The organism is Helicobacter mehlei, assembly GCF_007280785.1.
GTDB classification, from domain to species: domain Bacteria; phylum Campylobacterota; class Campylobacteria; order Campylobacterales; family Helicobacteraceae; genus Helicobacter; species Helicobacter mehlei.
In genome coordinates, this window is record NZ_VKGC01000013.1 from 23,886 (window position 1) to 36,819 (window position 12,934).

15 protein-coding genes are annotated in these 12,934 nt (G+C 46.0%); 7 read left to right on the forward strand and 8 right to left on the reverse strand.

Going from position 1 to position 12,934, the window contains the following annotated elements; all coding sequences use genetic code 11:
- Positions 1–14: 14 nt before the first annotated feature.
- The 6 genes from FNE76_RS05560 to FNE76_RS08705 form a co-directional block, all read right to left on the reverse strand.
- Positions 15–917 carry an outer membrane protein gene (locus FNE76_RS05560; protein ID WP_120947489.1) on the reverse strand — a complete coding sequence of 301 codons (903 nt, stop codon included), beginning with the start codon at positions 915–917 and terminating at the stop codon, positions 15–17.
- A gap of 176 nt (positions 918–1,093) precedes the next feature.
- Positions 1,094–1,444 carry a 50S ribosomal protein L20 gene (gene rplT / locus FNE76_RS05565; protein ID WP_120947490.1) on the reverse strand — a complete coding sequence of 117 codons (351 nt, stop codon included), beginning with the start codon at positions 1,442–1,444 and terminating at the stop codon, positions 1,094–1,096.
- Between the two features lie 73 nt (positions 1,445–1,517).
- Positions 1,518–1,709, reverse strand: coding sequence for a 50S ribosomal protein L35 (rpmI, locus tag FNE76_RS05570; protein WP_013890184.1), 192 nt, complete (start codon positions 1,707–1,709; stop codon positions 1,518–1,520).
- Positions 1,710–1,728: 19 nt separating this feature from the next.
- Positions 1,729–2,244: a translation initiation factor IF-3 gene (gene infC / locus FNE76_RS05575; RefSeq protein WP_120955581.1), complete on the reverse strand. Its 516-nt coding sequence runs from the start codon at positions 2,242–2,244 to the stop codon at positions 1,729–1,731.
- Positions 2,241–4,052: a threonine--tRNA ligase gene (gene thrS, locus FNE76_RS05580; RefSeq protein ID WP_143928415.1), complete on the reverse strand. Its 1,812-nt coding sequence runs from the start codon at positions 4,050–4,052 to the stop codon at positions 2,241–2,243. Before thrS ends, infC begins: the two co-directional genes overlap by 4 nt.
- 15 nt (positions 4,053–4,067) lie before the next feature.
- Positions 4,068–4,193, reverse strand: coding sequence for a hypothetical protein (locus FNE76_RS08705; protein ID WP_268877229.1), 126 nt, complete (start codon positions 4,191–4,193; stop codon positions 4,068–4,070).
- A 112-nt stretch (positions 4,194–4,305) separates the two neighbouring features.
- On the opposite strand from FNE76_RS08705, the gene recA reads away from it, so the two are divergent.
- From recA to serB, 6 genes are read left to right on the forward strand one after another with little or no spacing between them, the layout of a single operon-like run.
- Positions 4,306–5,322, forward strand: coding sequence for a recombinase RecA (recA, locus tag FNE76_RS05585; RefSeq protein WP_120955605.1), 1,017 nt, complete (start codon positions 4,306–4,308; stop codon positions 5,320–5,322).
- A 35-nt stretch (positions 5,323–5,357) separates the two neighbouring features.
- Entirely contained in the window at positions 5,358–5,558 is a 201-nt protein-coding gene (locus FNE76_RS05590; RefSeq protein WP_235852169.1) for a hypothetical protein, read from the forward strand.
- 2 nt (positions 5,559–5,560) lie between these two features.
- A complete protein-coding gene (locus FNE76_RS05595; RefSeq protein ID WP_120947493.1) occupies positions 5,561–6,157 on the forward strand; it encodes an AMIN domain-containing protein in 597 nt (198 codons plus the stop codon).
- 11 nt (positions 6,158–6,168) lie between these two features.
- Positions 6,169–7,800 (forward strand): CTP synthase, encoded by a 1,632-nt coding sequence (locus FNE76_RS05600; RefSeq protein ID WP_120947494.1) that lies wholly within the window; start codon positions 6,169–6,171, stop codon positions 7,798–7,800.
- Entirely contained in the window at positions 7,800–8,687 is an 888-nt protein-coding gene (locus FNE76_RS05605) for a pseudouridine synthase family protein (RefSeq protein WP_120947495.1), read from the forward strand. Before FNE76_RS05600 ends, FNE76_RS05605 begins: the two co-directional genes overlap by 1 nt.
- Before the next feature lie 11 nt (positions 8,688–8,698).
- Positions 8,699–9,313, forward strand: a complete 615-nt coding sequence (gene serB, locus FNE76_RS05610) for a phosphoserine phosphatase SerB (RefSeq protein ID WP_120947496.1) — start codon at positions 8,699–8,701, stop codon at positions 9,311–9,313.
- Positions 9,314–9,388: 75 nt separating this feature from the next.
- Here the strand turns inward: serB and FNE76_RS08270 are convergent, their stop codons facing one another.
- Complete coding sequence (locus FNE76_RS08270) at positions 9,389–10,669, reverse strand: glycosyltransferase family 4 protein (RefSeq protein ID WP_185963007.1); 1,281 nt, start codon at positions 10,667–10,669, stop codon at positions 9,389–9,391.
- 135 nt (positions 10,670–10,804) lie between these two features.
- Between FNE76_RS08270 and FNE76_RS05620 the strand changes: the two genes are divergently transcribed.
- Positions 10,805–12,061 carry a glycosyltransferase family 4 protein gene (locus FNE76_RS05620; protein WP_235852170.1) on the forward strand — a complete coding sequence of 419 codons (1,257 nt, stop codon included), beginning with the start codon at positions 10,805–10,807 and terminating at the stop codon, positions 12,059–12,061.
- Here FNE76_RS05620 and FNE76_RS05625 read toward each other — a convergent pair.
- Positions 12,058–12,934, reverse strand: an 877-nt coding sequence (locus FNE76_RS05625) for a glycosyltransferase family 25 protein (protein WP_235895361.1), incomplete at its 5' end; no start/stop codon positions are given. The genes FNE76_RS05620 and FNE76_RS05625 overlap by 4 nt on opposite strands.

Sequence of the window (12,934 nt, forward strand, 5' to 3'; positions counted from 1 at the left end):
AGGTGCTTTAAGCTTTAAAAGCTCACCATATAGCGCCAGTAGAAGACAAAGTTGCGGTGCAAGGTCAAGGAATAGGGTGTATTCATCGCCGCTTTTGCTCCGTTGGAATAATAGTAGTTTGTGCCAATGGTGGGGATTTTGATCCCAAATTCAAACCCGTTGTGCCTACTCCCCACGCGCAATCCACCATTGACAAAGAATTGGAAGTTAGAGGGGCGCATGTGGGTTCCATATGTTTGGAGAAGCTGATTAAAGAATTTGCTAGTGGGCCCAAAGGAAGTCCCCCCGATGGCCACACCCAAGAAGAAACCAAAGTGGAAGTTTTCTTTGTTAAAGGGCTTGGGGTTAAAGAGAATGTCCGTCCCCACACCATAGGCAAAGATATTGGTCTGTTGGTAGTGCAATGGACCACCTAGTTGCTTGAAATACCGATAGCCTGTGCCGGCATAATCAAAAAATCCATAATAGCGCAAGCCTAGCTCGGGCAACTTCTTAAAGAAATGCTTGTAGCCCATCAAGACTCCAAACCCATTGGTTACATAGGACTTGCCATTCAGATAACCCATGTAGCTTTTTTTCCCCATATTGCCCCACACGGTGTTCCAAATCGGTTTATCCACTGTGCCGACATTAACCTGTTGGCGACTGCCATCACAACTACTAATCTGTGCTGGAGCACCAAGATAGCTGTTGGGGTTCTTAACCATGCTACAAGCCTGCTCGGTGGAGCTCATCATGCCTAGTTGGTAATCTGCCCCCATAAAAAACCCATTTCTTTCGCCATGCCTACCCTGAGAGGCGCGCACCTTTTTATGGGTGCTCGCTTTAGCCATCTGTGGCTTTTGCCCCGGACCCTCTTCAGCTGCTAACAACACCGCTACTAGGGGAATTGCGCCCGCCACCATATATTTTTTCATTGCTATCCTTAACTCTAAGTTTCTTAAAATCTAAAAATTTAGAAGTTTGAGATTTTCATTCTAGCATAAAAAATTAAAAATTTTTATTAATCAAAAGAGATAGAGGTAACCAAAAAAACAATATTATTTTAAAAATTTCTGTAGCAATAGCCACAAAATGGCTATTGCTCATTATCTTACAGATGCGCCTGCACTTGGTTAAACAGCTTTTCAAAAGCACCCGGATTGTTCATTGCCATGTCGGCTAAAATCTTGCGATCTAACTCAATATTGGCACTTTTGAGAGCGTGCATGAACTTGGAATAGCTGGTATTGTGCAAGTGGCAAGCCGCATTGATGCGCACAATCCATAGACTCCTAAAAGTGCGTTTCTTTTGTTTGCGATCCCTAAAGGCATAACACAAACTGCGTTCTAATTGCTCTTTGGCCTTCCTAAAATGCTTCCTACGCCCGCTGTAAAATCCACGGGCTTGCTTTAAAACTTTTTTATGCCGTCTGCGACGCACAACGCCTGTTTTGACTCTCATTTTTTTCCTTTACCTTTTGAGGTGTGTTGATCTTAACCCTTTTTAGCTTGCGCTTGGAGGGGGAAAACTTAAGCTAGCGACACAACATGCTTGCCACAGCGTGCATGTTGGTGCTATGCACATAGTGGGGTGCGTTGAGATTAGCCTTGCGTTGGGGGCTTTTTTTGGTCAAAATGTGGCTTTTAAAAGCACTCCCGCGTTTGATGAGATTTTTTTTCACCTTAAAACGCTTGGCTGCCCCACGATTGGTCTTCATCTTAGGCATCTGCTCTCCTTTCATAAATTTATTTCTTTTGAGGCACAAAAAGCCACATCACAAAACGCCCCTCGCTCTTGGGCTCTTTTTGCGCATCGGCAATATCACTCATCATGTCTCTCACCCGCTCAAGCACGCTCAAGCCCGCCTTGGGGTCGTTACTCTCTCTACCTTTAAGCACCACCTTAAACTTCACATGCTTGCCCTCTTCAATGAACTCCCGAGCATGCTTGATCTTGTAGTTGATGTCATTTTGGGCGATCTGGGTGGAGAGTTTGATCTCCTTGATCTCAATCTGCTTTTGCTTTTTCTTGGCTTCCTTGAGCTTCTTTTCGGCTTGGTAGCAATATTTGCCATAATCCATCACCTTACACACGGGGGGCTTGGCATTGGCTGCAATCAAAACCAAATCCAAGCCCTTAGAATGCGCGATCCTTAAAGCCTCTTTAGAAGATAGGATTCCAAACTGCTCCCCCCCATCGCCCACACAACGCACCTGCTTAAAATCAATCGCATCATTTAGCAACACTTCTTCTTTGCTCAAAAACTAACCTCTTGCATCTTACCCTTTACCATGTTGATTAATGCCTCCATTTTCATCGAATATTGTTTACCTAAAGCCCGATCCCGAATTGCTAGGCTTCGATCCTGCACTTCTTGAGCCCCAATGACACCAATTAAGGGCACTTTCTGCTTTTCTAAAGTCCGAATGCGCTTGCTTAAAGTCTCATTTCTATGCACCACTTGCACGAATAGCCCCAAATCCACTAGCTGATCTTTGAGGGCTAAAGCGTATTCTAGCTGGTCTTGTGAAACGGGAACTAAAGCAATTTGCACGGGCGCAATAAAAAAGGGAAAATTCCCGCCATAATGTTCGGTCAAAATCGCGATGAACCGTTCAAAAGAGCCCAAGATCGCACGGTGGATCATCACGGGTTGTTCCTCTAGGCTTTGCTCATTAGTGTAGCTCAGAGCAAAACGCGCAGGCAAATTCATATCCACCTGCACGGTCCCACATTGCCACTTACGCCCGATCGCATCGGTGATCTTAATGTCGATCTTAGGGCCATAAAATGCCCCCCCGCCTGCATCGATCTTGAAGTTAATCCCCTGCTTCTCTAAGGCTTGCCTTAGAGCATCTGTGGCTTGCTCCCACACTTGTGCGCTACCAATGTGCTTTTCTGGCTTAGTAGAAAGCTCCATTTCATAGGCAAACCCAAAAGCCCCCATCACTTTTTTAGTGAATTCCAAAATGGCTTGCACCTCCGCTCTGATCTGATCAAAACGGCAAAAAATATGCGCATCATCTTGGGTAAATTCACGCACCCTTAAAAGCCCATGTAGAACCCCGCTTTTTTCATGCCGATGCACCACGCCATATTCGTAAAAACGCAAGGGCAAATCCCGATAAGAACGCAGGGCATGTTGATAGACCTTGATATGCCCAACACAATTCATAGGCTTGATCCCATATTCGATCTCATCGATGGTCGTAAAATACATGTTTTCTTTGTAGTTGTCATAGTGTCCGCTGGTCTGCCAAAGCGAGCTTTTCAAAATCTCGGGCCCCCGCACAGGCTCATAGCCATATTTGAGTAGGGCTTGGCTCAATAAATCCTCTAGGCGTTTGCGCAAACGCATGCCATTGGGTAGCCATATGGGCAAGCCCGCCCCCAAATCCTCATTAAAGCAAAATAGTCCCAACTCCTGCCCTAATTTGCGGTGATCCCTTTTTTTGGCTTCCTCTAGCTGGGTTAAATAGGCTTTCAAACTCTCTTTTTTGGCAAAGGCGATCCCATAAATGCGTTGCAACATCTCCGCCTTTTCATCACCGCCCAAATACGCCCCGGCTAATTTGGTCAGCTTGAAGTGCTCTAAAAATCCCGTGTGGGGCAAGTGGGGACCTCTACAGAGATCTTCAAATCCACCTTGTGCATAGACGCTCAAACAATCCCCCTCAATTTTGGACATCACGGCGTGTTTGAGTGTATCATCTTTAAACCGTTCTAGGGCTTGCTTGCGGGTTAAATTGCTCTTGATGATGGCGTGTTTGTTTTTGGCGATCTCTTTCATTTTGGCTTCAATCACGGCTAAATCTTCCTCAGAGATTTTAGCTTGGGTCTTAAAGTCATAATAAAACCCCTCATCGACTACGGGGCCGACAAAAAATTGCGCATCGGGGTAGAGTTGCTTGATCGCTTGGGCTAGTAAATGCGCGCAAGAGTGCCTCAAAATCTCCAAAGCCTCGGGCTCCTCCCCAAAGGTGATGGGATCGCCTTGAATGCCTAAATCCTGTGCGCTCTGCAAATCATAGATAACACCCTCTTTTTTAACACCAATCACCTCTGCCAATTTGATCCTTTTATCTTAACATCCACTCGAGCCAAACCCGCATTGCACTTGTTTATCTACTTTTTCGGCTTGTGGGCCATCCATGGGTTGCAGACACCCGCTCAAATAGAGCGTACCCAAAAATACCAAAAACTTCACCATGCATAGCCCTTAAAAAAGCAAAAAATCGCCCCTAATTGTGCCACATAAAAGATAAACCTTTGTTTAAGGCGCAAGGTGTTAGAATGTGGCTTTTGATCTAAAAGGACTTGGCGTGGATGAACAAAGACAAAAGGCGTTGGATTTGGCGATCAAGCAGATTGATAAGACTTTTGGCAAGGGTGCTTTGATGCGTTTGGGCGACAAAGAAGTGGAACGTATTGAAGCCACGCCCACGGGCTCTTTGGGGCTGGATTTGGCATTGGGTATCGGGGGCGTGCCTAAGGGGCGTATCGTGGAAATATATGGACCCGAGTCCAGTGGGAAAACCACCTTAGCTTTGCATGTGATTGCCGAAGCGCAAAAATTGGGGGGTACTTGTGCTTTTATCGATGCCGAGCATGCCCTAGATGTCAAATATGCTAAAAACTTAGGGGTAGATACAGATAACTTGCTCATCTCCCAACCGGATATGGGCGAGGAAGCTTTGGAAATCCTAGAGGCTTTGGCACGCAGTGGGGCAGTGGATGTGATCGTGGTTGATTCAGTGGCGGCCCTCACCCCGCGGGCTGAGATTGAGGGGGACATGGGTGATCAGCATGTGGGCTTGCAAGCCCGCTTGATGAGCCAAGCTTTGCGTAAGATCACGGGTATTTTGCACAAAATGAACACGATTTTAATTTTTATCAACCAGATTCGCATGAAAATTGGCACGATGGGCTATGGGAGTCCAGAGACCACCACTGGAGGCAATGCGTTGAAATTTTATGCCAGCGTGCGTCTTGACATCCGCCGCATCGCCACGCTCAAGGCTAGCGAACACCCGATTGGCAACCGGGTTAAGGTTAAAGTGGTGAAGAACAAGGTTGCTCCGCCTTTCAAAGAAGCCGAATTTGATGTGATGTATGGCGAGGGGATTAGCTATGAGGGCGAGTTGATTGACTATGGGGTGAAGTTAGACATGGTGGAAAAAAGCGGGGCATGGTTTAGCTACTTAGATAGGAAACTAGGGCAGGGCAGAGAAGCGGCGAAGCTGACCTTGAGAAACGATCCCGATCTAGCTCTAGAGATCGCCAACAAGATCAAGGAAAAATTCTTCAATACGGATAGACATCCCGAAGTCTTTGATTGATGTGGGTGTGGCAGTCTATTTATTCATACCGGTGGGTGTTGTTGTTTTTTGGTGCATTGGTTGCGCTAGGCATTTACCTAGGTGGGTTATTTTTTGGAAATAACTCCTTTGAGGTGTTAAATGCGCTAGAACAGAGACAAGGGATGTTGCAAAGTGCCGTGCAGAACTTGCAATATGAAAATGCCAAACTCCAAAAACAACTCTTTGAACTCAAAGAACTAGAACCAAAGAAGTGAATATGTCCAAATGGCTGGGTATCTTGTTGGTTTTGAGCGTGTTGGAGGCTAGAGATAATCCCTTTGTACCCTTAAAGAAAGCCCAACGCGCCGATACCAAATTCCCTAAAGATGAGGTATTTGATTATTTTAAGTCCATTAAGGTTTCTTTGCCCACCACCGCTAGAGTCCTCTCTAAAATCACCATTTTCTACCAAGATTTGGATGGTACAACCCACACCCAAGAGGTGGATATTAACCAACACATCGACTGGCACTACCCGCTCAAACTCACCCAAGAAGGCGCGCTTTTACAACCCGAGAAGAGTACCTATAACATTGGAGGGTATGAGTTTTGGATTCGGGATAATAAACTTTATTTGAGGACGGCAGATAGTATCCAGCGATCCTTTGTGCTCATTAACCCCTATCGGCTCGTTATCGATATTGATCGCAAGGTAAAGGATTTGAGGCAGGAATTGCCCATCAAGCATAAATATGTCCGCAACATCGCCATTAACACCCATGACCACTTCTACCGCTTCATTATCACTTTAGATGGGCAATACCAGTATAAGATCGATCAAAAGGACAATTACCTAGTTGTCAATTTATATTAGAAGAAGGAAGCATGAAAACGAGATTTGTTTTTATCACGGGAGGGGTTTTGAGTTCTTTGGGCAAGGGAGTAGCCTCTAGTAGTTTGGCGTATTTATTAAAACTCTGTGCCTTTAAAGTGGATATTTTAAAGATCGACCCCTACATCAATGTAGATCCGGGCACGCTGAGTCCTTTTGAGCATGGCGAGGTTTTTGTAACTGCTGATGGGAGCGAAACTGATTTAGACATCGGGCATTACGAGCGTTTTTTAAACAAGGACTTTTCTAAGGCAAACAACTTCACCACAGGGCAAATTTATTTGAGCGTGATTGAAAAGGAGAGAGAGGGCAAATACTTGGGCAAGACAATCCAAGTGATCCCCCACATTGTCGAAGAGATCAAGGAACGCATTTTAAAACTGGGGGAGGGCAAGGATTTTTTAATCGTGGAAGTGGGGGGTACGGTAGGTGACATTGAGGGCATGGTTTATTTAGAAGCCATTAGGGAACTTAGAAATGCTCTAGGTTCTAAACAAGTGGCCAATATCCATGTAACTTTAGTGCCCCTCATTGCCACCAGCCATGAACTCAAGACTAAACCCACCCAACACTCCATTATTGAATTACGCCGTTTGGGCGTGAGTGCCAATATCATTTTAGCGCGCTGTAGTCAAGATTTAAGCCCTGAGATCAAGACCAAGATTGCCAGCAGTTGCGATGTGTGTGTGGAAAATGTCATCCAAGCCAAAGATGCGCCCACCATCTATGCCTGCCCAACGCATTACTTGCAAGAGGGGCTTTTAGACGCGCTTTTTAGGCATTTTAACCTAAAAGCCTCTTTGGATCAACATGCCCTCCAGCAATGGGAGGACTTGGTGTATCACATCTTAAATCCGGAACGCGCGCTCAAAATTGGGTTCGTGGGGAAATATGTCCATTTGGGTGAGTCGTACAAAAGCTATTTGGAAAGCATGGTCTGTGTGGGAGCGCACTTAAAAGTGAAGGTCGAGGTGATCTTTATCAATAGCGAAGATTTGCAAAACCAAGAGGGCGAAAGCGATATGCAATTAAAACAACGCATCGCCCATACTTTGCAAGACTTGCAAGGGATTTTGATCCCGGGTGGCTTTGGGCATCGTGGAATTGAGGGCATGATTAATGCAATAACCTATGCTAGAGAAAACCATGTCCCCTTATTTGGGGTGTGTTTGGGGGCACAACTCATGGTCGTGGAATTTGCTAGGCATGTGCTGGGCTTGAGTGGGGCACACTCTAGCGAGTTTGACAAAAATGCTCCTCATAAGGTGGTGGATTTACTCCACAGCCAAGCTAACACCACGCATAAGGGTTCTAGCATGCGCTTGGGTACGCACAGCATCACCCTTAAAAAAGACTCCCAAATCGTCCAAATCTACAATGCTGAGAATATCTTAGAGCGCCACCGCCACCGCTACGCCATCAACCCTCATTATTTACAAGCCTATCAAGAACATGGCTTAGAAGTGGTGGCTACAAGCATCGATCACGACCAACAAAGCATTGTAGAGGCTTTGAGTCTGCGCAATCGCCCCTTCTTTTTGGGTGTGCAATACCACCCCGAATTCACCTCCCGCCTAATCGCCCCCAATCCTTTGTTTAAAGCCTTTGTGCAAGCTTGCATGTAATGCCCTTTATTGAGGAAGTTTTCACGCCCAAAGTCCCCACAAAGGCGGCTAAATTTGTGGCTGAGATTTTAGCTTGTAGCTCCAAGCAAGCCCAAAGCCATATCGATCGGGGGCGTTTATGCACCCTGCAAGGGCAAAAACTCCACAAGGCGCAAATTTTAGATCAGCCCGTGCGCCTGCTCTTTTTTAAACCCGCCCAAAAACCCGAAATTACTCCCATTTTCACCACCCCCTTTTTTGCTCTTTACTACAAGCCCAAAAACCTCTATAGCCACCCCAAAAACTACCACGCCCATAGTCTATATGAAAGCATTTATGCCTACAACTCCCAAGCGCGCTTGATCCACCGCCTAGATTATGAAACCAGCGGATTAGTCCTAGTGAGTCAAAGCAAGACACACGAAAACGCCTTAAGGGAGTTGTTTAGCTTGCGGCGTATCCAAAAGACTTATTTTGCCAGCGTGCAAGGGGATTTGCGTTTGTATGCTAGCGGGGCTTTTAGCGTGATCTTGCCCATTTTAGAACCAGCTAGCATACGGGGGGATTTGGGCGTGCGCTCTACAATCGATTCAAGAGGGAAATCCAGCGCGACCACTGTAGAAATGCTAAGCTATAACCCAAAGACCAAGCAAACCCACTTAAAAATCACGCCCCTAACCGGGCGCACCCACCAAATCCGTTTGCATTTAAGTACACTGGGGTTCCCCATTGTAGGCGAACCACTTTATACAGAAGATCACAAGGCGCGGGCATATTTGGACGCTAAGAAAGCAGACTTTTTAGGGGAGTGGGCTACTTGGCAAACCCACCTAGCCCTAGAGGCGGTGGGCTTAGATTTTAAACTTTTGGGGCTATCTTTTGCCCTACGCCTACCCCAACAACAATAAAAAGGAATCCCATGAAATTAGCGGTCTTTGATTTTGACTCGACTTTGGTTAATGCCGAGACTTTGGAGGTTTTAGCCCAAGCTTATGGGGTGGGTGTAGATGTAAAGAATTGCACGCTTAGAGCGATGGAGGGCAAGGCAGATTTTTATGAGAGCTTACTAACAAGAGTGGCTATGCTTAAGGGCATGGATGTGGGCAAGGCTAAAGAAATTTGCCAAAGCTTACCACTACATATAGGAGCGTACGAAGTGGTGCAGGGCTTGCACCAAAGGGGCTATAAGGTGGTGTCCTTGAGCGGGGGCTTTACATGGGCGACTGGGTTTTTTAAAGAGAAGTTAGGGCTAGATGGGCACTTTAGTAACACCCTACACACCAAAGAGGGGGTATTGAGCGGTGCAGTGAGTGGCCCCATGATGCGCGCCGACTCTAAAGCAGAAATGCTAGCCAGTTTGCAAGAGTTATTACAGGTTGAACACACCTTGGCTATAGGTGATGGGGCTAATGACATCAGTATGTTTAAATTAGCTAACTTGAGCATCGCCTTTAATGCCAAAGAGATCACCAAGAAAGCTGCCAGCGTGGTGGCACAAACCCTAGACTTGAGGGAGATTTTGGATTATGCTTAACTCCTAAGATAACCTACGGTTTTTGTTGTGTTTATGAGCATAAGCCCCTATTTTGTAATAACCTCTTTGATTCCATTAGTCTTGAATCACAGACTCCACCTTACCTACAATCTTTTCGTAAGTGTATTCTTTAATCGTATAGTGCAATTCTTGGGACATTTGGTTGTAATAATCTGGACTACCCAGTAAGGCATTGATTTTTGTAGCCATTTCTAGAGGGCTATTGATAATTAATTCTGCACATAAATCCCGGACATTGCCCACATCGGTGCAAATAAAGGGGATGCCAAATTGCATGCTTTCCAAAATCACCATCGGGAAGCCCTCTTCATGACTAGCATGCAAAAAGAGTGTGGCTTTTTTAAAAATCTCCAACACTTGCTCGCGTGGGAGTTGGTATAAAAAATGCACTTCTCTAGTGCCGTATGTGTGATCTAGCTGTGTTTTTAGAGTCTTGAGAGAATCGAGGGTATCCCCGGCATTTAAAAACCCCACAAAAACCAAAGGAATGTCTGCTTCACTGCGGTAGTAAGCCTCTAGCACGGCATCTTGACCCTTTTCCTTGTAGTAGCTTGAAACATTCAACACATAAGGCCCATCGCCCCAATTCTCTAGTAGGTTGTGTGTTGTGTTGTGTTGTGTTGTGTTGTGTTGTGGGCACAAATAACTTTTTGGTAAGGTTTTAGGCGGGCAAATATCTTTTTCAAAAACCCCATTGGGCAACACATCAATGTTGGGGCAATAAGGTCTGAGATACTCATACCCATGGCTACGCTTGTGCAGGAAAAAGACCCGATCATAATCTTTTAAACATTGCTTGAGTTTGGCGCGTAACAAGGGAACATAGGCGTTTAATCTATAGCGTTCAGCACTATAGAGAATTTTTTTAGCCCAAAGTTTGAGATGTTGCACAAAGCCTTTGGGGCCACCATATATGAGCGCATATTCCCCGTGGGATCGCAAGATTTTCTTTTTAGCGGAGCACACAGGCAACAAATCAAAGGTCAGATCACTTGTCCAAGCCCAAATTCCAGAAGCGATGAATAGATCGCACTCAAAGTAACGCACAAAGTCCTGATAGAGTGCCACCTCACCCTTCCAGCCCTCTTTGTAATAAATGTCCATCTCGATCACAAACAAACGGGGCGCAATTTCAATGGCTTCTCTGCGTATCGAGCCACTAGAAACAATCGAGATGCCCCCCTCCCTTTTGAGCTGGAGCGGACCATAGGTGTTGTTTGTGATCACATAGACCACATGTCCGGCTTGCGCTAGGGCATAAGTGAGATTATAATCGGCGGTGGCCCTGCCCGCCTGTAGAGGGTAATATTGCTCGGTGCTGTAAAGAACAACCATTGGGTATCCTCAATCTAGAATGGATCATACCGGCATACTAGCTAAACTTAGATTAAAACCAAAATAGTGCTAATATTAACAGGTCTAGCAAGCCCTTGTGTTATAATCCCCTAAATTTTTGAATCCAGGATTCCTATGCGCGTTCTCTTTTGCACCAGCCAGTATTACCCCTTGCAACTAGGATGGGCAATGGCAGATTACCACTTGAGCCTAGCCCTTGCTAGGGCGGGGCACAGCGTTTTTGTCTGCACCAGTGATACTGACACTCTAGGGTTGCAAATCCTCCAATGGGAGGGCACAAAACACAGCATCAGCAGCGCAAACACCACCAAAGAAGCCATAGAAATCGCCCCTAATCTGTTTGTAATCGGGTTTCATATTTATACGGAAGGCTACTTGACTAAGGGCGAGATTGCCACTTATCGGGATTTTGTGGCGCATTTTGATTGCGATCTCTTGTTTTGCTCAGGAATTGCCAATGCCCACACCCTACACTGGGCATGCGATCTGCTCTATGATTTGTTGCCCACTTTGAAAGTTAAAAAAATATTGCGGCTAGAGGATACGCCCACTAGATGGCAGGATAATTCGTGGGAACGGCGCATCAAGGAAATCGCCAAGATCTGCTTGCTCCGCTTGAGCAAAGAAAAGAACTATTTTAGATGGCTCAAACGCACACTTGAAGCGCACCTTAAAGACTTTGATTGTGTGTTTTTCCTCAGTCAAGACACGCATGCTCACCACACTCTAGCCCCCCTTTGCTCCAAAGTCGGTATTTTACCCCATGGGGTTTTACAGACCTATCCCCCAAAGAGCTTGCAACTCCCCTTAATCGTGCCCACAGAACCTAGCGGGGATTTAGAAACCCTGATGCAAACCCCCTATTTGCTCAGTGTCTCTAATTACAGCCTGCATAACAACCATGATCAAATTTTGCAAGCTTATTATTTAAGCCAAACACAAATCCCTTTGGTGTTTGTCGGGTCTTATAATGACGGGCGGGCTTTGGGCATGCTCAAAGCCCGCAAGCAAGAGCTCGATGATCAACATGGCTTTAAGCCCGTGTTTTTCTTGCATTTTTTAGAACGCCCACAAGTCTTAGCCCTCTTTGCCCATGCTACTTTGTTTTTGCACGCCGCCCCCCATCTGTGCTACCCCTTGGCGATCTTAGAGAGCATGCAATATGGCTTGCCCTTTGTGTCTTTGGATATTGGGCAAGTCAAGCAACTTTGTGCCGATCTGGTGGTGCAAACCCCCCAGGAAATGGCACACAAAATCGATTCTTTGCTTAGCGACCCGCAACATTACCACCAAATAGCCCAGACTCTGCATGCCACGATTCAAAACCACACTTACGATCAGATCCTCCCCCCCATTTTTAGAAACTCTTAGTGCAGATGGGTGTAGCGTTTGAGAAACAAGCGGTAATAATAGTAGCGGCGGGCCGTGAAGAAAGCAGAGGTTAAAAAGCGGGTGAGGAATCGCATGGAGGGTTTGTGGGTGCTGGTCCATAAGGTGGGATCATCTGATGCGATCGTTGAAATCGTGTGGTATTTACTAAATCCCACACTCAAGGGGATGTATGTCAGATTGGGGATTTTGTGGGTATGTACTAAAGTAAAGAAGACATCCACGGGCTCGGTGAAGTGCAAACTCGCGCTCACAAAGGCTTTTGCGGCCTTGGGAGTCAGATAATAGGCAGCTGTGGAGAGGACTTGAAAGAATGATAGATAAAAATGTTCTTTTAAAATCACTTCAACTTTGGGATCGGTGGGCAACACTTGCGACCCGCCCATGTGGGCAATGGCCGATCTTTTGGTTTTGATCTCCCAAAAGGTGGCAAACAAGCGCACAAAATCAAAGGGGCTTTGCACGCAATGCACTACACTTTCATAAAAATGGGGTTTGAGCACCACATCATCCTCTAAAATCACGATGGGGCGGTTAAGCTCAATGCACTTGAGCCACAGCATGTAATGGCTAGCATAACAACCCAGCTCCTCGGGCAATAGCTTCCGCCCGTGCGTGCCTTTAGACCATTCGCTTTCTTTGAGCCATTCAGGAGAATAGGAGTTTTCAATCAATCCGCTTTTAAAATAATCGCTGTGCTTATCGATGGCATCAAAAATTTGGAATTCAAGCTTAAGATTGCTTGCTTGTTGGGGGGGGGGGGGGGGGGGTTTTGAAAAAAAAGTTGGGCATGTGGGGGCCGGGGGTGGGGTTTTAGGCAAACAAAAATAACCGGGCAAACGATGCGCCAGGGTA

Coding starts and splice junctions, on each gene's coding strand:
- FNE76_RS05560 (WP_120947489.1), bottom strand. CDS start 917: ATGAAAAAATATATGGTGGCGGGCGCAATTCCCCTAGTAGCGGTGTTG.
- rplT (WP_120947490.1), bottom strand. CDS start 1,444: ATGAGAGTCAAAACAGGCGTTGTGCGTCGCAGACGGCATAAAAAAGTT.
- rpmI (WP_013890184.1), bottom strand. CDS start 1,709: ATGCCTAAGATGAAGACCAATCGTGGGGCAGCCAAGCGTTTTAAGGTG.
- FNE76_RS08705 (WP_268877229.1), bottom strand. CDS start 4,193: ATGGTGAAGTTTTTGGTATTTTTGGGTACGCTCTATTTGAGCGGGTGT.
- FNE76_RS05595 (WP_120947493.1), top strand. CDS start 5,561: ATGTCCAAATGGCTGGGTATCTTGTTGGTTTTGAGCGTGTTGGAGGCT.
- FNE76_RS05600 (WP_120947494.1), top strand. CDS start 6,169: ATGAAAACGAGATTTGTTTTTATCACGGGAGGGGTTTTGAGTTCTTTG.
- FNE76_RS05605 (WP_120947495.1), top strand. CDS start 7,800: ATGCCCTTTATTGAGGAAGTTTTCACGCCCAAAGTCCCCACAAAGGCG.
- serB (WP_120947496.1), top strand. CDS start 8,699: ATGAAATTAGCGGTCTTTGATTTTGACTCGACTTTGGTTAATGCCGAG.
- FNE76_RS08270 (WP_185963007.1), bottom strand. CDS start 10,669: ATGGTTGTTCTTTACAGCACCGAGCAATATTACCCTCTACAGGCGGGC.
- FNE76_RS05620 (WP_235852170.1), top strand. CDS start 10,805: ATGCGCGTTCTCTTTTGCACCAGCCAGTATTACCCCTTGCAACTAGGA.